The sequence below is a fragment of the Acetobacterium wieringae genome (assembly GCF_023700225.1).
GTDB lineage: Bacteria > Bacillota > Clostridia > Eubacteriales > Eubacteriaceae > Acetobacterium > Acetobacterium wieringae.
In genome coordinates, this window is sequence record NZ_CP097897.1 from 628,471 (window position 1) to 654,152 (window position 25,682).

Sequence of the window (25,682 nt, forward strand, 5' to 3'; positions counted from 1 at the left end):
AAACGAGGAAATAATGAAGAAAATCTATCTCTATGTTTTTTTAACCGGAATGCTGTTCGGATCGATGGAAGTTGCGCTAAAAATTGGGGGAGCTACATTTAATCCCATTCAGCTGACTTTTATCCGCTTCTTAATTGGAGGACTTTTTCTGTTGCCCTTTGCGATCAGTGATCTCAAGAAAAAACAGATTAAACTCAGCACGAGTGACCTGGGGTATCTCTTTACACTGGGCTTAATCTGTATCTGCTTTAGCATGGTACTTTTTCAGATTGGCTTAATGGGGATTAACGCCAGTCTGGCAGCGCTAATATTCTCGATCAATCCGGTCTTTACGATGGTCTTTGCCCATTTTATCGTCCATGAAAAATTCACGAAAAAAAAGGCGATCGCCTTGACCATTAGTATCGTCGGTTTGATCATTGTGATGAACCCCCAAAAGTTCATCTCCGGTGAAAATAATATCTGGTTTTTATTAATGACTCTGGTGGCAGCGATTGCCTTTGGACTGTACACTGCCTATGGCAAAAAAAGAATTGGTGTAATCGGTGGTGTGGCTCAGAACAGTTTTAGTTTTCTGATGGGTTCGGCGGTATTATTGATTATGTTGATTGCTAGTGGACAACCAGTTTTTCAAGGTGTTAGTCTGGGAACCGCACCATTGTTATTTTATTTGGGTGTCTGTGTGACGGGGATCGGCTATTACTTTTATCTAAAAACCGTTGAAGTCGCTGGCCCGTCGACAGCTTCAGTAGCGTTCTTCATTAAACCGATGGTTGCGCCGATTTTTGCACTGGTAATCCTGGGAGAAGCGATTACCTTAAATATCGGGGTTGGACTGATTTTTATATTGTTTGGATCCTTTATTAATCTCACTGATGGAGATAAACTGGTTAGGATGTTTCGGCTCGAAAAAGTCTTTTATAAACAGTAAAATAAAAGACATATTTTTTCAAAAACTTATTGACAAAGAGTTGAAAAGTCTTTATACTAACAAAGTCGTCAAAAACAGCGGCAACGAAAACACAGCAACATAGAAAACAACAAAAAAGAATTTCAAAAAACAGCTTGACAATCACAAGAAACGACGATATAATAGAAAAGCTTCTTCAGTCGGAAACACTGAAAAAACGACGGAGTGGCAACGGTCATAGAAAAGAGAATAGTACCATAAAACCTGTAAAACAGCCAAAACATCCGCGAGGATGAATGCGGCTAAAATAGAAACAGAGAGATGAACTCTATAAAACATTAACTCGGTAGAGTATAAAATACGCTTTATTCAAAATGAGACAGCATTTAAAAGCCTAACGGCTTTAAATACAAACTTTTTATTGAGAGTTTGATCCTGGCTCAGGACGAACGCTGGCGGTATGCTTAACACATGCAAGTCGAACGAGACGAGATGGAATGACCCTTCGGGGGAATGAAATCTTAGAAAGTGGCGAACGGGTGAGTAACGCGTGGGTAACCTGCCCTATGGAAAGGAATAGCCTCGGGAAACTGGGAGTAATGCCTTATAATACAGTGAAGTCGCATGGCTTTGCTGTTAAACGCTCCGGTGCCATAGGATGGACCCGCGTCCCATTAGCTAGTTGGTGAGATAACAGCCCACCAAGGCGACGATGGGTAACCGGTCTGAGAGGGCGAACGGTCACACTGGAACTGAGACACGGTCCAGACTCCTACGGGAGGCAGCAGTGGGGAATATTGCGCAATGGGGGCAACCCTGACGCAGCAATACCGCGTGAGTGAAGAAGGTTTTCGGATCGTAAAGCTCTGTTATTGGGGAAGAAAAAAGACGGTACCCAAGAAGAAAGTCCCGGCTAACTACGTGCCAGCAGCCGCGGTAATACGTAGGGGACAAGCGTTGTCCGGATTTACTGGGCGTAAAGGGCACGCAGGCGGTTTTTTAAGTCAGATGTGAAAGGTACCGGCTCAACCGGTGACATGCATTTGAAACTGAAAGACTTGAGTATTGGAGAGGCAAGTGGAATTCCTAGTGTAGCGGTGAAATGCGTAGATATTAGGAGGAACACCGGTGGCGAAGGCGGCTTGCTGGACAAATACTGACGCTGAGGTGCGAAAGCGTGGGGAGCAAACAGGATTAGATACCCTGGTAGTCCACGCCGTAAACGATGAGTGCTAGGTGTTGGGGAGACTCAGTGCCGCAGCTAACGCAATAAGCACTCCGCCTGGGGAGTACGACCGCAAGGTTGAAACTCAAAGGAATTGACGGGGACCCGCACAAGCAGCGGAGCATGTGGTTTAATTCGAAGCAACGCGAAGAACCTTACCAGGTCTTGACATCCTCTGACAATCTGAGAGATCAGACTTTCCCTTCGGGGACAGAGAGACAGGTGGTGCATGGTTGTCGTCAGCTCGTGTCGTGAGATGTTGGGTTAAGTCCCGCAACGAGCGCAACCCCTGTGGTTAGTTGCCATCATTTAGTTGGGCACTCTAAGCAGACTGCCGTGGATAACACGGAGGAAGGTGGGGACGACGTCAAATCATCATGCCCCTTATGACCTGGGCTACACACGTGCTACAATGGTCTGAACAGAGGGCTGCGAAACCGCGAGGTGAAGCTAATCCCTTAAAACAGATCTCAGTTCGGATTGCAGGCTGCAACTCGCCTGCATGAAGTTGGAGTTGCTAGTAATCGCAGATCAGAATGCTGCGGTGAATGCGTTCCCGGGTCTTGTACACACCGCCCGTCACACCACGAGAGTTGGCAACACCCGAAGTCAGTGAGGCAACCGCAAGGAGCCAGCTGCCGAAGGTGGGGTCAGTAATTGGGGTGAAGTCGTAACAAGGTAGCCGTATCGGAAGGTGCGGCTGGATCACCTCCTTTCTAGGGAATACAGGAAGTCATGGTACTATTTTCTTTTGTATGACTGGTTCATACAAAGACAGAAGCAACGTGCATAAAATTTAATACGTTTTAATACTTGGGGGGGTGTAGCTCAGTTGGGAGAGCACCTGCCTTGCAAGCAGGGGGTCAGGAGTTCAAGTCTCCTCATCTCCACCAAATTTTAAAACAAACAGATGGGCTTGTAGCTCAGGTGGTTAGAGCGCACGCCTGATAAGCGTGAGGTCGGAGGTTCAAGTCCTCCCAAGCCCACCATAAAATCAAAAAGGATCGTATTTTTCGTCAGAATCCTTGAGTAATCAGGGATGAATTCAGCCGAAAAATGCGTTAGCTTTTACATCAGTCACACGCTAACGCTTAGTGACCTACCAAATGTTATCACATTTGGGTAAAAGCGTCGATCATTGAAAACAGCATAGTGTATAAATAAAAAGAAATACAATTTCAAAATGTTAACAACATTAGAAACGTAATTTTAGGATCAAGAAGAAAAGAGCACAGGGTGAATGCCTTGGCAATCAGAGCCGAAGAAGGACGCGACAAGCTGCGAAAAGCTGCGAGAAGGTGCACATAACCGTTGATCCGCAGATATCCGAATGGGGAAACCCGGCTGGTAGAAGACCAGTCACTGTAACGTGAATACATAGCGTTATGGAGGGAACCTGGGGAACTGAAACATCTTAGTACCCGGAGGAAAAGAAAGAAACATCGATTCCTTGAGTAGCGGCGAGCGAAAGAGGAAGAGCCCGGATTACAACAAATTTACTTTATTAGCTGAACGGCATGGGAAGGCCGGACGCAGAGGGTGAGATCCCCGTAAGTGAAAATAGAGTGAGTGGGTAATCGACGAGTACCACGGGACACGTGAAACCCTGTGGGAAGATGGGGGGCCCACCCCCCAAGGCTAAATACTACTGATTGACCGATAGCGGAAAGTACCGTGAGGGAAAGGTGAAAAGAACCCCGGAAGGGGAGTGAAATAGAAACTGAAACCCTGTGCTTACAAGCAGCCGGAGCGCAAGTGACGGTGTGCTTTTTGTAGAACGGGCCAACGAGTTACGGTATGTAGCAAGGTTAAGTACTTCAGGTACGGAGCCGCAGGGAAACCGAGTCTGAACAGGGCGACTAGTTGCATGCTGTAGACCCGAAACCGTGTGATCTATCCATGACCAGGATGAAGCTTGGGTAAAACCAAGTGGAGGTCCGAACCAGTGTCTGTTGAAAAAGGCTTGGATGAGTTGTGGATAGGGGTGAAATTCCAATCGAACACGGAGATAGCTGGTTCTCCCCGAAATAGCTTTAGGGCTAGCGTTGTAGTAAAGAGTGATGGAGGTAGAGCACTGAATCGGCTAGGGGGCGTAAAGCTTACTGAACCGTATCAAACTCCGAATGCCATCCACTTATATACAGCAGTCAGACTGTGTGAGATAAGTCTCATAGTCGAAAGGGAAACAGCCCAGACCATCCGCTAAGGTCCCCAAGTCCAGATTAAGTGGGAAAGGATGTGCAACTGCACAAACAACCAGGATGTTGGCTTAGAAGCAGCCACACATTTAAAGAGTGCGTAATAGCTCACTGGTCGAGTGGTTGTGCGCCGAAGATGAACGGGGCTAAAATCTGGCACCGAAGCGATGGATTATGGTACTACCATAGTGGTAGGGGAGCAATGTCCCAGGGGCGAAGCTTAATCGTAAGGTTAGGTGGACTGGGGACAAGAGAGAATGTTGGCATGAGTAGCGAAAGTGAAGTGAGAATCTTCACCATCGAAAGCCCAAGGTTTCCTGAGGAAGGTTCGTCCGCTCAGGGTAAGTCGGGGCCTAAGCCGAGGCGAGTAGCGTAGGCGATGGACAACAGGTTGAAATTCCTGTACCACCTTTAATTGTTTGAGAGATGGAGTGACACAGAAGGATAAGCGAACCCAGCGGTTGGAAAAGCTGGGCCAAGCGTCAAGGCTGATCAGGGAGGCAAATCCCCTTGATCTTAAGGCCAAGGCGTGACGGGGAACGAAAAATAAGTAGGGAAGTCGCTGATTTCACGCTGTCAAGAAAAGCTTCTATTGAGAGAGAAGGTGCCCGTACCGTAAACCGACACAGGTAGGCGAGGAGAGAATCCTAAGATGAGCGGGAGAAGTGTTGTTAAGGAACTCGGCAAAATGACTCCGTAACTTCGGGAGAAGGAGTGCCCCTTAAGGGGGGCCGCAGAGAAGAGGCTCAAGCGACTGTTTAGCAAAAACATAGGTCTCTGCTAAATCGAAAGATGATGTATAGGGGCTGACGCCTGCCCGGTGCTGGAAGGTTAAGAGGAGTGCTTAGCGCAAGCGAAGGTGCGAATTTAAGCCCCAGTAAACGGCGGCCGTAACTATAACGGTCCTAAGGTAGCGAAATTCCTTGTCAGGTAAGTTCTGACCCGCACGAAAGGCGTAACGATTTGAGCGCTGTCTCGACAACACACCCGGTGAAATTGTAGTACTCGTGAAGATGCGAGTTACCCGCGACAGGACGGAAAGACCCCGTAGAGCTTTACTGCAATCTGGCATTGAGTTTTGGTAGTACACGTACAGGATAGGTGGGAGGCAGAGAATTTGGGACGCCAGTTTCGAAGGAGCCACCCTTGGGATACCACCCTTGTACTATTGGAATTCTAACGAGTGGCCGTAATCCGGTCATCGGACAGTGTCAGACGGGCAGTTTGACTGGGGCGGTCGCCTCCTAAAAAGTATCGGAGGCGCCCAAAGTTACCCTCAGGATGGTTGGAAACCATCTTTTAGAGTGCAAAGGCAAAAGGGTGATTGACTGCGAGAGAGACATCTCGAGCAGAGACGAAAGTCGGGCTTAGTGATCCGGTGGTTCCGAGTGGAAGGGCCATCGCTCAACGGATAAAAGCTACCTCGGGGATAACAGGCTTATCTCCCCCAAGAGTCCACATCGACGGGGAGGTTTGGCACCTCGATGTCGGCTCGTCTCATCCTGGGGCTGAAGCAGGTCCCAAGGGTTGGGCTGTTCGCCCATTAAAGAGGCACGCGAGCTGGGTTCAGAACGTCGTGAGACAGTTCGGTCCCTATCCGTCGTGGGCGTCAGATATTTGAGAGGAGCTGTTCCTAGTACGAGAGGACCGGAACGGACAAACCACTGGTGCACCAGTTGTTCCGCCAGGAGCATAGCTGGGTAGCTAAGTTTGGAAGGGATAAGTGCTGAAGGCATCTAAGCACGAAGCCCCCCTCAAGATAAGATATCTCACCAGAAATGGTTAAGGTCCCTGATAGACGATCAGGTAGATAGGCTGGATGTGGAAGTATGGCAACATATGGAGCTGACCAGTACTAATCGACCGAGGTCTTGATCCAAGAATTTATACACTGTGCTGTTTTGAATGATCACTGCGTGATCATAAAAGACAATTGATAAATGCAATAATAATTAAATAGTTAATTAATCTCGCGACGATGGCGGAAGGGCCACACCTGTTCCCATACCGAACACAGAAGTAAAGTCTTCCAGCGCCGAAAGTACTTGGTGGGCAACTGCCTGGGAGGATAGGACGTTGCGGGATTTTAAATAATCCTCAGTAGCTCAACGGTGGAGCACTCGGCTGTTAACCGATAGGTTGCTGGTTCGAATCCAGCCTGGGGAGCCATTAAGAAACAAAGCGGGTGTGAAGCAGACCGTTTCATATCCGCTCTTTTAAGCAAGGCCCCTTGGTCAAGCGGTTAAGACACCGCCCTTTCACGGCGGTAACAGGAGTTCGAGTCTCCTAGGGGTCACCAAATTTAATATCCATCCATGCGGCCTGGTAGTTCAGTTGGTTAGAATGCCAGCCTGTCACGCTGGAGGTCGAGAGTTCGAGTCTCTTCCAGGTCGCCATTTACAAAACATAATAGTATGTCAAACAATTATCATTAAGCTGATGTGGCTCAATTGGCATAAGTAGAGAGCCCAAAATTGACGAGAGTAGCGAGTCAAAATTTTGGTGCGAATCACTTAGTTATCTGTAGTGTATTAGCAGTAAGTAATTCAATGTATCAATACTTTTTTATTAAGCTGATGTGGCTCAATTGGCAGAGCAGCTGATTTGTAATCAGCAGGTTAACGGTTCGAGTCCGTTCATCAGCTCCATTTTTTTGTCAAAATTCGGATGGGAGAATGCCCGAGTGGCTAAAGGGGGCGGACTGTAAATCCGTTGACGACGTCTACGATGGTTCGAATCCATCTTCTCCCACCATAAGTGAGATCCGATTTCAGGATGAAATTGGCTATGCATGTGAGCAGAGCGAATCGTGCATCATCGAACTTACGCATTTTAATTAAAAACTAATCCATATTGGATGAGAAGAGTTTTCGATTAAAATACGATCCTTAGCACAACTTAATTTAATGATCTGACCCATTAGCTCAGTTGGTATAAGCAGTGAACCAAAAATGCACGACCGTAGGGAGTGAACATTTTTGTGTGAATCGCTTAGTCAGGCAAACTTGGGTATTACACAATCGTTTGAAGACAAACAATAACTAAATAATTTTATGACCCATTAGCTCAGTTGGTAGAGCATCTGACTTTTAATCAGGGTGTCGGGCGTTCAAGTCGCCCATGGGTCACCATTTTTTTATCAAAAAAACCGCTATTTAAAGCGGTTTCTTTTTTTACCTTCAATTCTAAATCTTCACACATTTTGAAATCTTCACACATTTTTAGCACTTCAGAAATATTTCTAAAATCTTAGCACATTTCACACACTGGCAAGTTAAACGCTCCGCTTAAACTGAACAATCTTATCAGAGGTTTCCATGTATTGATCCAGGGCATCAATGGCGGTACGCTTCATGTCTTCCAGGGCGTGCAGGTAAATGTCCCCGGTGATGGTTATAGAGCTGTGGCCCAGGATGGCCGATACTGTTTTGATGTCGGCCCCGTGATAGAGCATTAGGGTTGCGGCCGTATGCCGGAGATCATGGTACCGGATATTTTCAAAGGCTGGCCCTTTGATATTGGTGTACGAATGGGAAACATACTCCGGGATAAATTGCATACCGTTTCGATGGACACAGACATATTTATTTTTGACATAACTTTCAGCGAAATGTTTCCGGAATTTGGCCTGGTTCTTTATTTCCTCTTTCAGTTTCTTGGCCACCCCCAGGGTAAAGGGGATCTGCCTGGTCTGCTTGCTTTTTGTTGGAAGATGAAAGTACGCACCTTCCTTGTAATGAAGTGTTCTCCGGACTGTGATCACCCGGGTTCTGAAATTAATGTCATGCCACTGTAAACCACAGACCTCAGCACGGCGCAAACCCAGGAAGAGGGATAAGTAAACAGCGGTTTCAATTTCAGCCCCAGAAAAGTAGGATAGAAAGGTTTTAACCATATCCGGGTGGATGATCTCAGCTTTGAATTTATCCTTTGGGATCGGCTGTGCCAGATCGGCCGGGTTGAATTGGATCAGTCGATCCTTGAGGGCCTGCTTCAGTGACTGCTTTAAAATGCGATGGTAATAGTTGCAGCTGGTACCGGACAGACCATCGGCCCGGAGATCATTATACAGAGACTCAATATCCGTGACCGTTAATTTCTGCAGCTGTATTTTGCCAATGACCTCGCCCATGGCCGCCGTCGTTGACTCATAAGAAGAGTATGTTTTATCAGACAGGGACGATTTTTTATAAGATAACCATTTTTTAAAATAATCCTCAACCAGCATTTTGGACGGGCTGACATAGGTACCGTCACGCTGGGAAGCCTCAATACTGACCTTAAAATCATTGGCGTCCTTAGCCCGGGAAAAGTTTTTCATGCGCTGTTTACCATCTTCCCGCCACCGGACCTGCCACGTTTTCTTTCCGGATTTGTACTCAATTTTCTTTACTGTAGCCATTATTCTTGATCCTCCTAAAAAAGGGCGTAAAAAACCCCGATTTTGTCCAATTACGTTGAAAAAAACCGGGCGTAGTGCTACAATAAATATGTGAATAGGTATATTGTGCTTAGCCCGGTATATCTGAACCCGTCTTTTCTGCTCCAACAGAAGAGGCGGTTTTTTGTTTTTTATTTAAATGCGTTTTCACATGTTCTTAGACCATCGATATGCTCAAATAAATCGGGTTTAATTGGAGCGCCCAAAGGGTCTAATACAAAATCGATACCTTCACGACGGGCAAGCTTTGCTGCAGGGACAAAGTCACTATCACCGGAAATCAGAACGATTTGATCAACTTGTCTTTTATAGGCTATTGAGGCAATGTCCAAACCGATTTTCATATCAACTCCCTTTTGATCAACATTAATTACAAAATCATATTCTGAAAGCTCATCAAAAGCAATTTTATCATTGCACAATTTTTTGAGGATATCCGGTCTTATTGTGAAATGAGCCTGTGTATCTGCAAGTTTTCCCATTCTTAAAGCAAATTTTCTTTTCTTTTTTAATTCATCAAGAAATTCAGTCATCCAGGTATGAAGATCAGTTTTTGAATAATCGATCTGCTTTTTAAGAAATGGATGATATATCTTTTTATCCATTGGCGGACAATCATAGTAAAAGATTCTGTAAAGGTCATGTTTGGTATCGTCATGTTTTTCTTTCAAATGACGGTAACAGTATTCACTTAACTCTTTTGCTCTTTCTTCAGCCGTTTTTTCTCCAAGTTTTATTTGAGCACGGCGTCTATAAAATCCCCCATCAACAAGTATCGCTGTTTTCATGAAGCATCCTTTCAAAATTTTAAATAAAAAAATCCCTGGGTTCGGCACATCCCTTATAGGTGGGAGGCTTACTGCCAGGGAACTATTAGCATTATTTGATGCTTTAATTATAGTTCATTTGGCAGTGATTGTCAACGATTTGGAAGCTATTTAAGCTTATTTAGGCTTATTTTAGCTTATTTTATTGTAATTTAGCGTTTTATAGAAGAGGCGGTATATTTACTATATTTCCAATCCGATAAGACTGTAAAAAACATCCTCAGGCATTATATCAATATCAAAACCATCAGATTTCAACTCTTCAGCCCTCTTGTGTTTATTACTTTTGCCGTCCTTTATGCTTTTGCAATAATCGTTATTACCGAGAATTAAATAATTTGTTTTTGGGTGACAGTTTTACCGCACGTGCCACCTAAATTTACGACTATTTGCTGAGCTTCCTTTCTGACCATCTTATCAAGAGAACCAGTAAAGATACACTCTTTATTGAAAAAAGGATTTGAATCATCAATTTCTTCAGATTCAGGGGAAAGATTTCTGGGATCAAAATTACTCCGGGTACGACGGTTAAATAAATCAATAAAATTATCGTGAGTATCATACTTTGACGGGATCATGTCATACATTGCTTGGTAACAATTAAGAGTAACTTCGCAATCATATAGGCTACGATGTAGTTTCGAATCGTCGAGAATGATACTTAAATAATTGGTAACATCTATGAGTCGATGATGTCTTTCTTCGCTAAAAATCTTTCTTGCAATACGCATTGTATCAACATAGGTAATTTCAATATTGCGGTCAAACAATTGTCTGAAGTTATGTTTTAAAAAATTAACATCAAAACTAACATTATGACCAACAACAATGGAATCTAAAATAAATGATGAAAAATCTTCAAGAACATCTTTTAAATCCGGTGCGTCAGCAAGCATTGCGTTTGTTATGCCAGTAAGGTCAGAAATAAAATCACAAACATAATAATAGGGCTCGCCATCATCGGTATACAGATAATCTGTCTTGTTTTCTTTTGGAAAAAGAGGCATAAAATAAGATGTGGGTTTAGTTAAGGATGAAAACTTAGATATAACAATGCCATCCCGAACTCGCAAGGCTGAAATCTCAATAATTGAATCGTAAGTAGGAGAGAGACCAGTGGTTTCGATATCAAGAACAACAAACTCATTTGGAAATGCGATAATACTATTCGGATTTGATCTAGACATAAGTTCCCCTTTCAAAGATAAAAATTTATATCTCAACAACCTTGCCAACAACCTTCAGATGATCAGCTTCTTTGATCACGATCGGTTCATAGGCCGGGTTGAGTGAAACCAGACTGCAGTTTTCTCCTTCACATACATATTTCTTAATGAATCCTTCACCATTCAAAACAAACACACCAATTTCACCAGAGTTAATTACAGGAATTTGTTTAACAAAAACAACATCCTTATCATAGAAGTTTGGCTCCATGCTGTTACCAGCAACCCTGACGCAAAAGGTCGAGTCGGGTGGGACGATCCCGGCAGGGAAGTCCATCATTTCATAATGGCTGCTGTCCAGGAACTGGCCGTTACCGGCGCTGGCCGGTAGATCATATAAAGGACGGGAAATATATTCGATATGATCCCGGATCTGGATAATCTTGGAACCTTCTTTGACTTTGATCAGCATATCCATAAATTCTCTGACCTTCACCAAATCTTCAAGATCGAAATCCTCAATGATTTGTTCGAATTGGCTTAGAGCTGGCGAACGCTTCACAAACATTTCACCTGTACCATTTTTCAACCATTCTTCGGAAACGTTGAATTCACGACAGATAGATAAAATCATCTGTTCAGTGAAATTACGTTCACCTTTTTCAAGTTTAGATATAGCAGTATTAGTAACACCAAGCTTTTTGCCAAAATCATTTTGATTAAGCTTTAGAGTTTTTCTGAGTAAATTTAATCTATCTTTCATTATTCAACCTCCACAGGTTCGATAATATCACCATTATTCCCCTCTGTCAATATTTTTCAAAAACTATTTGACAAAATAGACATAGGCGAATATTATATAGACAGAGGACACATTTTGTGCAAAAAAAGTTATCCCGCCTGTGGGAGATTGGCATTTTTTAAAAGATGCTGTCAAGAAATGAGTCAAAGGAGGTGAAGAGGATGAGCGATGATTGCAAATTTTGCACAGAGGAAAAAGAGATCCGTCAAACAGGAATACGCAATGGCGATTTTAAAATTGAGATTTGGAAAAATGAGAGTCAGGATCTGGACAATGAATTTTATTTGAATGTCCAACACCTAAACCAAAACATTTACGAAGAGGATTTTAAGATAAACTATTGTCCGATCTGTGGAAGAAAATTAGCGTGAGAGAGAGGAAAAGATTAAAAAACTCGTATATTAATTTTAATGACAGGATAAAGTGGCTTGTATTCAGATCATCAATGAGCAGATCGCCGTGAGGTATTTTAATTATTGCAAGTATTACAGCAAAAATGAGCAAACCGGCGAAAGGGAAGAAAGCATTATGAATGAATTTGAAGAAATGCGATTTCTGCTTGATAAAAAAAGCAAAAGGGTGACAAAGTATGAGCGAATTCAAGATAGTTGGAAGGGGGAACGATGGGTTAAAAGAGGCGGAACTGGAAATAACAGTCAGCATTATGATGTTTTTCCGGAAAATATAAAAAGCGTCCTATCTGGAACAAACTGGCAATACTCAAAAATGGAAATTCTGGCAGAGGCGGGCAAGCAGTTTAATCCATTGGTTTATCTCTTCCATTATGACAATAACCCAGCGATTGAATATATCTTGAAAGCCGGACTTTATAACATTGCCACAGATATGCTCAGTGACGGTTATTGGCGGTACGAAAGAAAAGCAAAATCGCTGCAGGAATATTTTGGTATTACGACAGAAGAATTAACGATGGTGAAACGAGTGGATCCTAAATTAAGGACACTGAATCAATTCAAAAAACTAATAGAGAATAAATTGCCGAGAGAATCAGATATGCTTCTTCTTCAGGAATGTAAAATAACAGAGCATAACTTCGAAAAAATACTCAAATGTGAGGGTGATCCAGTTAAGAACATGAAGTACCTGAAAAAACAGGCAGGCATAAAATCAAAAAAACTACCATTAATTCCATAATTGGAACCTATTTTGACTACATCAACATGGCAAGGCAGGAGCAATGGGATCTCAGCGAAAAACATAACCTCTGGCCGAAAAACCTAATCGCCCGGCATGATCAGCTGGTGGATATCATCAACAAGAAAAAAGACGAAGAACGTATGAAGAAATTAAGAAAAGAAAACAGGCTGATCATGCAGCGCCAGAAGAGGATTGATGATCGTTATTACTTTGAAAGCCAGGGATTTTTGATAAAAGCACCTGCAGAGGCAAAAGATATCATACAGGAAGGTTCAAAGCTGGGGCATTGTGTTGGCGGTGATTCTTACATTAAAAGTCATGCGACCGGGACGACAACAATTTTATTTATCAGAGAGGTAGATAAACCAGAAATACCATTCTACACGTTGGAGCTGACCGGTGACAGGGTTATCCAGGTCAGAGGGAAACGAAATGAGTTGCCAACAAAAGAAGTCGCTGCTTTTGTAAATGAGTGGACCGATAAAAAAATTAAAAGAGAATTCAAGGAAGCGGTATAGGCCATGTTTGAAAAATGCATGGGCTGCAGTAACTATGGAGGAACAAGTTTAATATGTGCATTTGCATGTGAAAGGGCTAGAAAAATGAAAAAAGAAAAAAGAGATCACTGTAAAAAAGCCGACTGTCTGTATTATGACCATAAGCAATACAATAACAATTGTTCAGCATCGGCCACACAGCACAAACAAAAAAATGATTGCCAGTTGTATTTGAAAAAGAAGGAAAAAGCTGAAAAATGAAACAATCAGATCCCAGGGACATTAAAAAACAGGTTACTCTTTGTGAGGTAAAACTGTACGGATCGGAAATAACAGAACCGGCAGAATTTTTTAAAGATTGTGAGATATCGGCATCAGAATTATCGGAATGTGTGGTGATCAAAGTCAAAGACACCCACTCAGCAATAAAAATAAAAAAGACAGCGTTATTGAGCTTAATGGGATATCCGTGTAATCATCAAAAATATACTGAGAGGATATGAAAATGACAAAGACGATTTATAACGAGGAAAAATTTGTGGAAAAGTATCCGGATCCAACCGCAGCCAGTGCGATTGAGAATATCAACAGAGAAAATAATAAGAATAAGAACAGGGCCAAGGGGTATCGGAGCCGGTCAATCGGGAAGTCATTTGAACAAGTGATTGAGCATTGATGCGCTTTTTGGCAACGTTTTAGCATCATGGCTGTTTTATAACAAATTTACAAATACGATCATGCACTTATGGCAAAATGGCTCTAATTATTACATCAGACATGTTAATGAGAATAAAGAGGTTTTATTCTCATTCTCGATTGGAAGTATAACTTATGGCATAACCTGTGTAAATTATGGTGATTATGCTTTTGTTTTTGATGTAAATGGCTGGAAGAAATACTCGTCAACCGGAACACTTTTATCAAGTGGATCTGATTTTAAAATCGATAGCGCATTTAATACTTCGTACCAGCGGATTCTTATCCTTGAGTCAGCGGGTGTTTTGATTGGTGTTCAACCCGACAAATCTGTTAAATGGTTTGATCTTTCAACAAGTGCGGTAATAAAAACACTAACATTCAGCGATTTGGTTTCAGGTTATCCATTTAGAGATAAATACGGAAATTGGTATTATGAAATTACTGGGGGCTATTATAAGAAGGTTAACAGCGATGGCAACATTGTTTTTTCACAGTCATTGGGAACACGTTTAAACCAAAACAATGGTAATTACCCTGTTTGTCTACTTGATGATTTGGATATGTTCTTTCAAACATATATGACAAGTCCTCCTAATTATTTTTACGCTAAAGCATTATCAATGGTAGATGGCAGCATCATTTATAACACCGCAACTTATAATGCAAACATAACTTATAGCGCACAATTTGCAAAAGTATCAAACAATGGAAAACTGGTGATTCTTTCACAATTGCAGTCACAGAACAGCGTTGTGTGTATGGAGATCACTGAAGCAGGTGTGGTTGATTATAACACGTTCAAAAATATATCTTCATTGGGCGGTGGAGGTTATGCCCCCGTTACTGCTCATTCAATTCCAAGTTATACATTTGCAGATGATAAGTTATTCTTTTGCGGGTATTTATCAGCAGCATCGGTATACCTTATTTGTGTTGTAAATTTAGGTTATTATTTAGACTGAGAAATAGGGAGAAAAAAATGCTATTCATAAAAACAAATTCAGACAATCAGGTCACGTTTATTCACTACAAACCGTTTGATGAAATTAATGGCTTGAAAAAGACAGAAACAGAATTATTGAAGGAGGGATTTCTTGTTGAGTCACTCCCGGCAGTTGAAGAGGTCGAGGGTAAAAATGTTATCTATTTTTATACACAAACAGGCGGTTTTAGCCATGAGTACTTTGATGTACCGAAAACCAAGGAACAAATCTACGCTGAAAAGCTTGATCAACTGGAAAATCAGACAGCTGAATACATGGTTGATCTGGATTTTAGATTATCAAACATCGAATTAGGATTATAGGAAGGAGGTGTGAAAAATGACCTATACATATTGTAAAAAAGTGATCACAAACGGAAATTATGGAACGGAAGAAGACATGATGATTAAACTCGACGTGTTCTTGCTTAATAACCGAATTAACCAGGATCAGTACAACGAACTTGTTTCATTGTTGAACGCAACAGCTTAAGGCTGTTTTTTTATTGCTCAGGGGCGGGAGACCGTCACTATTTATTTGAAAGGGGACGGTTATGTTTTCACCGACAGAAATTTTAAGCATGGGTGTAGCGGTAGCAAGTATTATATTCGGTTTCGCCGGGTGGCGACGAAACGACAATAAGGATGCTGAACGGTTGGGGGTCATAGAAACGAAACTTGAAAGCATTCTGGATGATTTAAAGTGTTTGATCAGCAAAATTGATAAGACAGATGGTCGTTTTAATGCACTGGAGCAGAGGATTACAAAACTGGAAGAACAGGTTAAGACATGTTTTTCAATGATAAAAAAGGAGGATTAAGAAATGAAAGAAAAATTTATAAAAATTGCGGATGCTCTGAGTGGCGTATCCGTTTCTACGTGGGTGGTACTGGCAACGATTCTATTGGCGGTAACGAATGCCATTCTGACAGCAACTGGTCATAATCCGATTGAGGTATCAGATGATCAATTGTTTCAATTAGTGTCCTGGGCGCTGGTTTTTGCCAGTATCGGTTATGGGATCTGGAAAAATATGTCAATCACGAAATCAGCGCAAACTGCGGATGAAGTACTTAGATTATTAAAACAGGGATTGGTAACGGTCGCTGAAGTTCAACAATATGTACAACAGGTCAAAGAAAAGCAGAACACATCAGCGGATCAGAGCGCTGAAACAGTTAAAAATACTGGAAACTATAAAACGGAATAATAAACGGAGGTAGCGATATGCTGCAAATCGAAGGAATAGACGTTTCCCAGCACCAGGGCGATATCCAATGGCCACTCGTAAAAAACTCAAACAAAAAGTTTTCCGGCGTCCGGATCGGATGGGGTGAAGCCAGGAATGCATCAGGCGGGGAGCTTGATGCAAAAGCCCTGGTTAATTTGGATGCCTGTGTTGTCAACGGTATTCCCCCAATGCCATACATGTACTCCTATGCACAAACCGTGGAAGAGGCAAAGATGGAAGCAAACTTTGTTAAAACCATCTTATCAAAATATCCACGATCAACATTTGCCTATCCGATTGCATATGATGTTGAGGATCAGCAGTATCAAGGGAACATCGACATTAACCCGATCATTGATGCATTCTGTGAAGAGATTCATGATTCCGGGTATAAAGTCATTGTTTATACGTCATTGGATTGGTTTGAAAATAAGGTTAATGATATTAACAAAGGAAAGTGGTTCACATGGCTGGGTCAATGGGATGTGGATCAGCCGGAATTTATGCCAAGCATCTGGCAGTATTCAGATAAAGGATCCGTTGAAGGTATTTCTGGAAACGTCGATCTTAATATCTGTTATCAGGATTATGTGAATATTGACAACCCATTTCCGACGAAAGCGGTTGAAGTCGTGGTTACTCAGCCATCAAGTCCATCTCAGGAAGTGATTACACCATCGGATCCGTTAAGTGTCCAAGTATTTTCTATTGTTGAGGAGCAACGAGTTTTAAGACTTTTAAATTATGGAGACATTGAGGCAGACGGTCAAGTTGGGGATTTAACAAGATCAGCCAGAAATAATGCAAGAAGAGGTTATGGCCTGGACGAAACCGGAGAATCCGGGCTGGATCTGGAACGATGCTTAAGAGGTCAGCTCATGTCAGTGCAGGCTCGGTTAAATGAATTAGGTTATGAATGCGACATTGATGGTCGCCTGGGAGATGCAGGCACCCAAACAACAGACCGGGTATTAAGCTTCCAGAGAGATAGAAACCTGACAATTGATGGAATAATCGGGACAAATACTTTTACGGCGTTGTTCTCAGTGACAAACGCACCGGTCGCAGCAACGGCCCCGGTAGTCGCATTGCCTGAAGGAATGGCTTCTAAGAATTTCAGCTGGTACGAATTTGCGTGTGGCTGCATCAAAGGAGATCCGACCAGCGGCTGCAATGGATATCCCGAAACAAATTATGGTCAGATCATAGCGCAGCAGCTCATTGATAAACTGCAGCAGCTCCGGGATTATGTCGGGGCAATTGTCATTACGTGCGGGATCCGCTGTCCGGAGAATAATAAATACTGGCAAGGCGTTTGGAATTCACTACACATGCTGGGTGAAGCCATAGACTGTTATTGTCCAGGACTGAACATCATCGAGTTTGCCAGGATCGCATGGCAGGTATTTGGAATTGCAGTTAGAGTATACCCGTCACAAGAGTTTGCTCATTTAGAGTTATCTGATCTTGGTGGTGTATACAACCAGGAAACCGGCGACTTTATTTATTGATTTCGGCCACCTTCGGGTGGCTCTTTTTTGTTTTTAGACAATGGGGGAAAGAGGTGTTATAATCAAAGAAAACTTTGATTGATGAATGGAGAATTACTTAATGGATATAGAAAAAAAGAATGTTTTATTTGCGCAAAGAGAGCAATTATTAGATGAGTTGATTCAATTTAATAATAGAGAAAGAAATAGAATATGCTCATTGGTTGGAGAATGGGGAAGCGGAAAAAGTTTTTTTATTGATAAATTTATTGAACGAGTTAAACAAGAAGATATTATTGAGACGAGTGAAGAACAATCGGATCCAATAAAAAAACAAAGTTTTGATATTTTGAAATTTGATGCTTGGGAGAATCAAGCAAGTACGAATATTAATGGCATTTTTTTGGAATTTGTTTATAATGAATTGATAAAAACTTCAAAAGATGAAAAGTCTTTTTATGAGTTTCTGCAAAAATATGGGATCAAGTATTTTAAAGATATAATAAAAAGTGCGGGTGAAGCGCTGCTGCCACTGCCAAAGGAAGTTAGCAAACAAATTATAAAGCCGATTGATGAGTTCAATAGTATGGCATTGTATAAAATGCTTTCTAATACTATTTTGAACGAGATAATTGATGAAAAAAAATTCTATGAAATTATGATTGACTTGCTTTTTTTGAAGAACAAAATAATAAGTTCCTATTAATTATTGATGAACTTGATAGATGTGAACCAAAATTTTCAATTGAGTTAATTAAAAAAATAATATACTTGAATAAAGAATTAATAAAAAAAGGAAAAGATGTTAATTTCTTAATATCTATAAATAAAGTAGAATTTGCTAACTTGCTAAAAGGGTACTATGGAAATGAGTATGATACACATCAATATTTTGATAAAGTATTTGATTATGAATTTGATTTGCCTGTAGCTAAAAGTGCTTTTGAATATGTTGGAGAATTATTATCAACACCAAAGAACGGACAAATACTAGAATTTGAGCTTAAAGAAAAATTAAATTTGGAAACTATAGAAAAATTTAAAAACTTAAATTACAGAAAATTAAATTTGCTAATTGAAATAATTCAGAGACCGAAAAAATTGGTAAATGAATATTATGGAGATAGTTTTAATCCAGATTACTACTATGATTTAATTAGATTTACATTAGAAGTTGTTAAAATGAGTAACTATACCGAATATTTAGAAATAATAAATGCAATAAGAAGATTGAAATCAAGAAAGATTTATTCAATAAATTTAAATAGAGGGATTTTAACGATTACTGATGAAATTGAAGATACTGAGAAATTTTTCAATGATATTATAACATTTAGCAAATATTTTAAATATCAAGAAATGGGTGTTGTTCACAATGGAAATTTAGAAGAATTAGAAATAAACAAATTAAAAGAACTCTTAAGTGTAGAGGTGCTTAGTTTAATGTCGGGTTATCCAATATAATTTATTAAAATATAAAAATGAAAAACTTTACTATTCAATTTGATAATAATTAATTAGACTTAGCACTATGTTAGCACACAAGAAAAAATACATATATAAAGGAAGGAAAAGAGCAGCTATAAGAAAATGGCATAAAATAAAGGGTTGAGACAGGATAGTAAATTATAAAAAATAATAAAGAACGGTTTGCATCTGACTTTTAATCAGGGTGTCGGGCGTTCAAGTCGCCCATGGGTCACCATTAAAAAAGCTAACCGCATGATTTGCGGTTTTTTACTTTTTTGTTAATAAAATTCAACAAAAACATCATTTGTATGAAATAATTACTTGCAGAAGAATGGATTTGTTGTTATAATATAAGCGTTGCGGAAGTGGCTCAGTGGTAGAGCACTGGCTTCCCAAGCCGGGGGTCGCGGGTTCGAATCCCGTCTTCCGCTCCAATAAGATGATCGTCAAAACGTAAGTGTAAAGTTGTGTATAACAATTTTGCACTTTTTTATTTTTCTCTAAAATAGTTCTAACTTGACTCATATAAATTTGGAAGTGAATTACAAATTCCTGTAAAAATTATCAGTAATAACTGATAGAATTGAGATTGCTATAAAAATTTTGTGGTAGTTTAATCGACAGTCATTTTTTAACGTCGGAAAATTACTCGTTATTGTTGCTATTTTCCGAAGTAGCATTTTATTCGCATTTAATTTTTGTTAGTTAAATCACAAACATACAATCATTATAAATTCAGGTCCAGAATATCGTTTTGTAAAGCATTGCAAAATCCCATCCGACAGGGATTCTTGGTGATTTTACTAAGACGATAAGTATGTATTTCTTAAATCATCCGAGAAAAGAATCATTTAACTAAAAAACATCAATGACAAATTAAAAGTTATAGAATATAATGGAATCCTAAAAGAAGGGAGAAATAAATTTATGGTTAATTTGACAATTGATGGACAAAAAGTTAGTGTCGAACCAGGAACTACAATACTGAAAGCAGCACGTTCCATCGGTATCGACATTCCGACATTATGTAATTTTAAAGACTTCACACCGGAAGGCAGCTGTCGTATGTGTCTTGTTGAAGTCGTTGGAGCGAGAAGACTTGAAACTTCCTGCTCAACTCCAGTAGCGGAAGGTATGGTGGTTAATACCAATACGCCGGAGGTAAGAGAAGCGCGCCGATTTGTATTAAAAATGCTCATGTCAGATCATACCTTTGACTGTATGACATGTTATAAATATGGTTGTTGTGAATTTGTTGAATTCAATGCGAATTGCATTGAATATGATGCGGTTAAGGCTTTCGGTACCGAACGGGTGATGACAAAACCCATCGATGATTCCAATCCGTTTTATACCTATGATCCCAATAAATGTGTACTCTGTAATCGATGTATCAAAGTTTGCGAACACCTTCAGTGCAACCATATTTTAGCCCAATGTGACCGTGGTTATGAAACCAATATCAATCCGGTTTTCGAAACGCCCAGAGGGAAATCAGAATGTGTCAGCTGTGGTAACTGTATTGCAGTCTGTCCGACTGGTGCATTGGCACCGAAACAGTTTAAACCCTTTGCCTATGCCAAAACAGTTCAGACTGTTTGTCCATATTGCGGAGTAGGCTGTACCTTGAATTTAAAAATAATAGATAATAAGATTACTGACATTTATAGCACAGAAGGAAATGTTAATGACAATCTTTTATGTGTCAAAGGACGCTTTGCTTATGATTTTGTCAGCAGTCCTGATCGTTTAACAACGCCGTTAATCCGCAAAAACGGTGTTCTGGAAGAAGCAAGCTGGGAAGAAGCCTTAAACTTAGTAGCAGAGAAACTAAAAGAAGCTAAAGCAGAAGGTCCTCAGGCAGTTGCGGGGCTGTCTTCAGCCCGATGTACGAATGAGGATAATTATGTTTTCCAGAAATTTATTCGTACTGTTGGTGAAACCAACAACGTTGATCATTGTGCCCGACTTTGTCATGCTTCAACTGTTGCTGGTCTGGCTAAATCATTTGGTAGTGGGGCGATGACCAATAGTATTGATGAAGTGGATTTAATGGATGTTATGTTTGTTACCGGCTCCAATACCACCGAAACTCATCCGGTTATTGGTGCTAAAATAAAACAGCGACAACAAAAAGGGGCAGCTCTGATTGTAGCCGAACCACGAAAAATCGAACTGGCAAAATACGCCGATGTATATTTACAGATTAAACCGGGAACCAATGTCCCATTACTTAATGGAATGATGCGTGCCATTCTGGACGCTGGTCTGGAAGATAAAAACTTTATCAATGAACGAACCGAAGGCTATGCAGCGTTTAAAGAATTTATGGATACGCTGACTGTTGAAGGATGTGCTGAAATCTGTGGTGTTGATCCTGAAGATATGCGTAAAGCGGCACTTCTCTATGCAACCAAAGACAAGGGTGGAATCTTTTATTCCATGGGTGTCACACAGCATAAAACCGGTACCGATGGTGTTATGTCAACCGCCAATCTGGCGATGCTGACTGGAAAAATCGGCCGTGAAGGATGCGGTGTTAATCCATTGCGTGGTCAGAATAATGTTCAGGGAGCCTGTGATATGGGCGCATTACCAGGCGATTTGCCAGGTTATCAGAAAACCGCCAACCCGGAAGTGGTGGAAAAATTCGAAAAAGCCTGGGATGTCAAACTGCCACAAAATGCTGGCAAAACACTGACTGAAATTATTAATGGGGTCGGCGACGGAACCGTAAAATTCTTATACGTCATGGGCGAGAATCCAGTTGTTTCTGATCCGGACACAAATCATGTTAAACATGCTCTTGAAAAAGCCAATTTTGTTGTAGTCCAGGACATCTTCTTAACTGAAACGACAGAGTATGCGGATGTTGTCCTGCCAGCCTTTGTATATGCTGAAAAGGATGGTACCTTCACCAATACGGAACGCCGTATTCAGTTACTCCGAAAAGCGGTAGAAGCTCCCGGAGAAGCTAAGAATGACTGGGAAATTATTTCTTTAATTGCTCAGAAGCTGGGAGCCAAAGGCTTCGACTTTAACAGTGCAGAAGAAATCATGGATGAGATTGCCTCTGTAACACCCAGCTACACCGGGGTTTCCCATGAACGACTCAGAAATGGCGATCGGATTCAATGGCCGTGCCTGAGTAAGGATTCAGAGGGAGCAAAATTCCTCCATGCTGAAAAATTTACCCGTGGATTAGGAGCCTTTATGATTGCGGATTATATTCCGCCTGAAGATCAGGCTGATGAAAAATACCCACTGATTCTGATGACCGGTCGTATTTTGCAGCACTATCATACCCGAACCATGACCATGCGGACACCAGGAATCGAGGAGATCGCTGGTGACCCATTTGTCGAAATCAATCCCGAAACAGCTAAAGAATATGACATCAATGAGGGAGATTTCATTACCGTTACGTCGCCCAGAGGAAATGTTTCTGCAAAAACCCGTTTCAATAAGGGAATTATGGAAACGAATCTGTTCATGCCATTCCATTATGGAAACAGCGGTGCTAATCATCTAACCGGCGGAGAATTAGATCCAATAGCTAAAATTCCACCATTTAAAGTTGTCAAAGTCAATATTAGTAAGTAAATAGTCACAAACCAAAAAGGGTGCGCATAAGCACCCTTTTTCGATTAAAGGAGGATGGATTTGAAGAAGTTTGGTACAGCAGTAATCTTGTCGGGGGGGCTCAGCCGACGAATGGGATATGACAAAAAAAAACTACGGATTGATGGCGAAAACATCATCAATCGCATTGTTAAACAGCTTTCCTTAGATTTTGAGGATATCATTATTGTCGGATCAAAACCTGAAAATCTGCCCGAAATTGGAGGAATTCGGGGTGTGTATCCGGATGCTATGGAGTTGTCGGCATCCCTGGTTGGTATCTATACCGGTCTATTGCATGCCCGGTCTGAGTATCTTTATGTAACGGCTTGTGATATGCCGGTTTATAATCATGATTATGTGGTATACATGAAGCAGCTGATAAAGAGCAATCCTGGGGTAGGCGGTTGCGTTACCCGTTTTGAAGAGTGGATCGAACCCTTTAATGCGTTCTATCGTGCTGATCTTGGCCCTAAAGTAGCTTCTTTCCTGGAAACAGGGCGCAAGAGCATTTATAAATGCTTTGAGCATGAAAACCTCTATTATATTGATGAGAAAAAAGGGCGAGAGTTCAGTCCCGACTGGGATATGTTCTGCAATTTAAATACCCCCAGTGAGTTAAAAAATCATATCAAAAAAAGACGAGACTTGATTTAATCGGGATCGTGCGGCATAATATAAATCTGAAGGTCATGCCGGTAAATGATTCGGATCGGTGGCCTTTAAAAAGGAGTAGCATGAGTTTTAATGTATCACTGATTAGTTTTTTTGTCCTGATAATTGCCTATTTTATCCTGGTGGAGATATTTACCGTGCTTTTTCGTCTGACCGGTCTGCGGGAAGATAAGGCCCGTTTTCAGGCGGTATCCTGTATGACGAACAGCGGCTTTACCACGAGAGAAAGCGAATTGATCCTTAATTCGGCGGCGAGGCGTAATTTGGCTCGAGTGATGATGCTGTTTGGCTATCTGTTTGCGGTTTCCGGGGTTTCGCTTTTAGTCAATTTATTTATTCGTTCTTCAGGGGATCAGATCAATTGGATGACAATACTTTATTCACTGGTTTTTCTTGTGGTAATTTTAGTGATAACCCGATCAAAATGGATCATCCGAAAATTTGATGAATTAGTGGAGCGCCTGGCTAAAAACAAAACAAAGGGAGCATTTTGTAATAATGTTCGCATTCTGGAAATGTTTCACGATAAGCTCATCGCTGAGGTTTTTGTAACCTGCATTCCCCCGGAGATCAGAGATAAAACCTTATTGGAAATGAATTTTCGGCATACCTATAAATTAAATGTTTTGTTAATCAAACGGGGGAATATAATCATGGATCATGTTATTTCTTCTGATGAAATTAAACAGGGAGACCGGGTTTTGATCTATGGTTCAAAAAATAATATAATGGAATTATTTAAAGACAGCATATAAAATATAAAAAAAGTTTCAAAGTGGGTTGACAAAGCCTACGTATTTTGTTATTATAATCAAGCACGTTACAGATGACAGCATTGCTTAGCGGATGTGGCGGAATTGGCAGACGCGCTAGACTTAGGATCTAGTATCGAATGATGTGGGGGTTCAAGTCCCTTCATCCGCACCAATTATAAGCGGAAGTGGCTCAGTGGTAGAGCATCGCCTTGCCAAGGCGAGGGTCGCGGGTTCAAATCCCGTCTTCCGCTCCAAAATTTAATAAATTTGAAGCGATTTGGGCGATTGTCCGAGTCATTCTTTTTTAATCTACTTATGTGCGCCCATAGCTCAATTGGATAGAGTGCCTGGCTTCGAACCAGTAGGTTGGGGGTTCGAGCCCCTCTGGGCGTACCATAAACGTGCTTAAACAGTCATTCGTGGCTGTTTTTTATTTACCCGAAAGTTTGTTGAATGTCATCTGATCAAACGTAATAAGAATAGGAAAATGAAATGAAACCAGAAATCAGTATTAACAAAGCAATTTTACATGTTTTGGATACCAATGCAAGTATCCCGGTGTTATCGGACATGCTTTTAAATATGACGGTGTTGATCAAAGAATATGTCGAAAAACATGTGTTAAGATCGCTAAAGGATCCGGAAATTAAACGAACCATGTTTCGGGTGGGGAGTCCTTTTAAAGAGCGAATCATTGATTATAAGAATAATCCCCATGAGCTGATCCGAGTTAGCTCTGAAATATCGCAGTTGTTTTTTGACTATATGCTGGAAAATATAGAGATACCCTCCGCCGATCTGGTTTTTGTGGACTTTAACATCGAACATGAAAACTATCTGGGAATTTTCAAATTTAATTACAAACAGGGATACATCCACTACGTCAATACCGACAATGGTCTGACAAATGATATTCTGGTTCAGCCCTGTGTACTGCCAACGGAAAGTCAGAAACTGGATGAGTTTATTCTTATCAACCTGGCCAGCGATGAGCTGCTTCTAAAGGAAAAACAATATCTGATCAATAACGAGAAGGCTTATTATATTTCCAGCCAATTGATTTTTTGTGAGCCGGCGATTTCCGAAAAGGAGGCTTTTGACATTATTGATAAAACTGTCAAAGAAGTGATTGTCAGAGAATATGGCGGTGATTATGAAAAGCTGAATGCAGTTAAAACGGTGTTGGCAGGCGACTATGAAACCGAAAACGAAATTGATGTCGATAATCTGGCTAAAGTCGTTTTTGATGGGGATTCGACCATTCAGGAGCGTTTCAGATCGTCGTTGGAAGAAAAGGGGCTTTATGATAAAAGGATTCCGGTTACGTCAAATATCGAAAAGAAAATATTCAGTAAGCAAAAGTTCATTACCGATACCGGTATTGAAATCAGTATCCCTACGGATCAGCTAAAGCGAAATGACATTATCGAATTTAAAAATAATCCGGATGGTACCATTTCGGTGGAGATCAAAAATATCGGGCTTTTAAACCACAAGTAACGATCTGCTGTCACCAGGATGGTGTTTGCTACGA

Annotated in this window: 23 protein-coding genes, 12 tRNA genes and 3 rRNA genes; 34 read left to right on the top strand and 4 right to left on the bottom strand. The window is 41.0% G+C overall.

Annotated features, from left to right (window positions below):
- Positions 1-13: 13 nt before the first annotated feature.
- The 12 genes from CHL1_RS02935 to CHL1_RS02990 all read left to right on the top strand — a co-directional run bounded on the left by CHL1_RS02935 (position 14) and on the right by CHL1_RS02990 (position 7,464).
- A complete protein-coding gene (locus CHL1_RS02935; protein WP_070369481.1) occupies positions 14-931 on the top strand; it encodes a DMT family transporter in 918 nt (305 codons plus the stop codon).
- A 396-nt stretch (positions 932-1,327) separates the two neighbouring features.
- A 16S ribosomal RNA gene (locus CHL1_RS02940) occupies positions 1,328-2,851 on the top strand.
- 101 nt (positions 2,852-2,952) lie between these two features.
- Positions 2,953-3,028: transfer RNA gene (locus CHL1_RS02945), tRNA-Ala, on the top strand.
- 19 nt (positions 3,029-3,047) lie between these two features.
- Positions 3,048-3,124 (top strand) — tRNA-Ile (locus CHL1_RS02950).
- Between the two features lie 224 nt (positions 3,125-3,348).
- A 23S ribosomal RNA gene (locus CHL1_RS02955) occupies positions 3,349-6,212 on the top strand.
- An 89-nt stretch (positions 6,213-6,301) separates the two neighbouring features.
- Positions 6,302-6,418, top strand: a 5S ribosomal RNA gene (rrf, locus tag CHL1_RS02960).
- The 16S, 23S and 5S rRNA genes sit together here with 8 tRNA genes alongside, the layout of an rRNA operon.
- Before the next feature lie 9 nt (positions 6,419-6,427).
- A tRNA-Asn gene (locus CHL1_RS02965) sits at positions 6,428-6,502 on the top strand.
- Positions 6,503-6,557: 55 nt separating this feature from the next.
- A tRNA-Glu gene (locus tag CHL1_RS02970) sits at positions 6,558-6,632 on the top strand.
- Positions 6,633-6,652: 20 nt separating this feature from the next.
- Positions 6,653-6,729, top strand: a tRNA-Asp gene (locus tag CHL1_RS02975).
- A gap of 176 nt (positions 6,730-6,905) precedes the next feature.
- Positions 6,906-6,981: transfer RNA gene (locus CHL1_RS02980), tRNA-Thr, on the top strand.
- A 21-nt stretch (positions 6,982-7,002) separates the two neighbouring features.
- Positions 7,003-7,087, top strand: a tRNA-Tyr gene (locus tag CHL1_RS02985).
- Positions 7,088-7,388: 301 nt separating this feature from the next.
- A tRNA-Lys gene (locus tag CHL1_RS02990) sits at positions 7,389-7,464 on the top strand.
- 143 nt (positions 7,465-7,607) lie between these two features.
- Here the strand turns inward: CHL1_RS02990 and CHL1_RS02995 are convergent.
- The 4 genes from CHL1_RS02995 to CHL1_RS03010 form a co-directional block, all read right to left on the bottom strand.
- Positions 7,608-8,735 carry a tyrosine-type recombinase/integrase gene (locus CHL1_RS02995; protein ID WP_250934599.1) on the bottom strand — a complete coding sequence of 376 codons (1,128 nt, stop codon included), beginning with the start codon at positions 8,733-8,735 and terminating at the stop codon, positions 7,608-7,610.
- Positions 8,736-8,905: 170 nt separating this feature from the next.
- Positions 8,906-9,562 (bottom strand): NYN domain-containing protein, encoded by a 657-nt coding sequence (locus CHL1_RS03000; RefSeq protein WP_250934600.1) that lies wholly within the window; start codon positions 9,560-9,562, stop codon positions 8,906-8,908.
- Between the two features lie 368 nt (positions 9,563-9,930).
- Positions 9,931-10,788 (bottom strand): exonuclease domain-containing protein, encoded by an 858-nt coding sequence (locus CHL1_RS03005; RefSeq protein WP_250934601.1) that lies wholly within the window; start codon positions 10,786-10,788, stop codon positions 9,931-9,933.
- A gap of 25 nt (positions 10,789-10,813) precedes the next feature.
- Positions 10,814-11,530, bottom strand: coding sequence for a LexA family transcriptional regulator (locus CHL1_RS03010; RefSeq protein WP_250934602.1), 717 nt, complete (start codon positions 11,528-11,530; stop codon positions 10,814-10,816).
- 200 nt (positions 11,531-11,730) lie between these two features.
- Here CHL1_RS03010 and CHL1_RS03015 point away from each other — a divergent pair, with 200 nt between their 5' ends.
- The 22 genes from CHL1_RS03015 (at position 11,731) to CHL1_RS03120 (ending at position 25,648) form a co-directional block, all read left to right on the top strand.
- Positions 11,731-11,940, top strand: coding sequence for a hypothetical protein (locus CHL1_RS03015; RefSeq protein ID WP_250934603.1), 210 nt, complete (start codon positions 11,731-11,733; stop codon positions 11,938-11,940).
- A gap of 157 nt (positions 11,941-12,097) precedes the next feature.
- Complete coding sequence (locus tag CHL1_RS03020) at positions 12,098-12,724, top strand: hypothetical protein (protein ID WP_250934604.1); 627 nt, start codon at positions 12,098-12,100, stop codon at positions 12,722-12,724.
- Positions 12,724-13,245 carry a PcfJ domain-containing protein gene (locus tag CHL1_RS03025; RefSeq protein WP_276520490.1) on the top strand — a complete coding sequence of 174 codons (522 nt, stop codon included), beginning with the start codon at positions 12,724-12,726 and terminating at the stop codon, positions 13,243-13,245. The genes CHL1_RS03020 and CHL1_RS03025 overlap by 1 nt, the downstream gene beginning before the upstream one ends.
- Positions 13,246-13,248: 3 nt before the next feature.
- Positions 13,249-13,485: a hypothetical protein gene (locus CHL1_RS03030; protein WP_250934606.1), complete on the top strand. Its 237-nt coding sequence runs from the start codon at positions 13,249-13,251 to the stop codon at positions 13,483-13,485.
- Positions 13,482-13,727 (top strand): hypothetical protein, encoded by a 246-nt coding sequence (locus CHL1_RS03035; protein WP_250934607.1) that lies wholly within the window; start codon positions 13,482-13,484, stop codon positions 13,725-13,727. Before CHL1_RS03030 ends, CHL1_RS03035 begins: the two co-directional genes overlap by 4 nt.
- A 2-nt stretch (positions 13,728-13,729) precedes the next feature.
- Positions 13,730-13,900, top strand: coding sequence for a hypothetical protein (locus CHL1_RS03040; RefSeq protein WP_250934608.1), 171 nt, complete (start codon positions 13,730-13,732; stop codon positions 13,898-13,900).
- Positions 13,890-14,885 (top strand): hypothetical protein, encoded by a 996-nt coding sequence (locus CHL1_RS03045; RefSeq protein WP_250934609.1) that lies wholly within the window; start codon positions 13,890-13,892, stop codon positions 14,883-14,885. Before CHL1_RS03040 ends, CHL1_RS03045 begins: the two co-directional genes overlap by 11 nt.
- A gap of 17 nt (positions 14,886-14,902) precedes the next feature.
- Positions 14,903-15,229, top strand: coding sequence for a hypothetical protein (locus tag CHL1_RS03050; protein ID WP_250934610.1), 327 nt, complete (start codon positions 14,903-14,905; stop codon positions 15,227-15,229).
- Positions 15,230-15,245: 16 nt separating this feature from the next.
- A complete protein-coding gene (locus tag CHL1_RS03055) occupies positions 15,246-15,398 on the top strand; it encodes a hypothetical protein (protein ID WP_250934611.1) in 153 nt (50 codons plus the stop codon).
- A gap of 61 nt (positions 15,399-15,459) precedes the next feature.
- A complete protein-coding gene (locus CHL1_RS03060; RefSeq protein WP_250934612.1) occupies positions 15,460-15,726 on the top strand; it encodes a hypothetical protein in 267 nt (88 codons plus the stop codon).
- 3 nt (positions 15,727-15,729) lie between these two features.
- On the top strand, positions 15,730-16,116 hold the full coding sequence (locus CHL1_RS03065; RefSeq protein ID WP_250934613.1) for a phage holin: 387 nt from the start codon (positions 15,730-15,732) through the stop codon (positions 16,114-16,116).
- Positions 16,117-16,133: 17 nt separating this feature from the next.
- Positions 16,134-17,648, top strand: a complete 1,515-nt coding sequence (locus CHL1_RS03070; protein ID WP_250934614.1) for a GH25 family lysozyme — start codon at positions 16,134-16,136, stop codon at positions 17,646-17,648.
- Between the two features lie 100 nt (positions 17,649-17,748).
- Positions 17,749-18,333, top strand: coding sequence for a P-loop NTPase fold protein (locus tag CHL1_RS03075; RefSeq protein ID WP_250934615.1), 585 nt, complete (start codon positions 17,749-17,751; stop codon positions 18,331-18,333).
- 2 nt (positions 18,334-18,335) lie between these two features.
- Positions 18,336-19,091, top strand: a complete 756-nt coding sequence (locus tag CHL1_RS03080) for a P-loop NTPase fold protein (protein WP_250936219.1) — start codon at positions 18,336-18,338, stop codon at positions 19,089-19,091.
- A gap of 365 nt (positions 19,092-19,456) precedes the next feature.
- Positions 19,457-19,531 (top strand) — tRNA-Gly (locus tag CHL1_RS03085).
- A 493-nt stretch (positions 19,532-20,024) separates the two neighbouring features.
- Complete coding sequence (gene fdhF, locus CHL1_RS03090) at positions 20,025-22,700, top strand: formate dehydrogenase subunit alpha (RefSeq protein WP_070369912.1); 2,676 nt, start codon at positions 20,025-20,027, stop codon at positions 22,698-22,700.
- 60 nt (positions 22,701-22,760) lie between these two features.
- The gene (locus CHL1_RS03095; RefSeq protein WP_250934616.1) at positions 22,761-23,375 is read left to right on the top strand and encodes a molybdenum cofactor guanylyltransferase; all 615 of its coding nucleotides are present in this window, start codon (positions 22,761-22,763) and stop codon (positions 23,373-23,375) included.
- An 80-nt stretch (positions 23,376-23,455) separates the two neighbouring features.
- Positions 23,456-24,148, top strand: a complete 693-nt coding sequence (locus tag CHL1_RS03100) for a TrkA C-terminal domain-containing protein (protein ID WP_070369914.1) — start codon at positions 23,456-23,458, stop codon at positions 24,146-24,148.
- An 87-nt stretch (positions 24,149-24,235) separates the two neighbouring features.
- Positions 24,236-24,320 (top strand) — tRNA-Leu (locus CHL1_RS03105).
- A gap of 7 nt (positions 24,321-24,327) precedes the next feature.
- Positions 24,328-24,402: transfer RNA gene (locus CHL1_RS03110), tRNA-Gly, on the top strand.
- A 65-nt stretch (positions 24,403-24,467) separates the two neighbouring features.
- Positions 24,468-24,544 (top strand) — tRNA-Arg (locus CHL1_RS03115).
- A 96-nt stretch (positions 24,545-24,640) separates the two neighbouring features.
- On the top strand, positions 24,641-25,648 hold the full coding sequence (locus CHL1_RS03120; protein ID WP_148637289.1) for a nucleoid-associated protein: 1,008 nt from the start codon (positions 24,641-24,643) through the stop codon (positions 25,646-25,648).
- Positions 25,649-25,682: the final 34 nt, after the last annotated feature.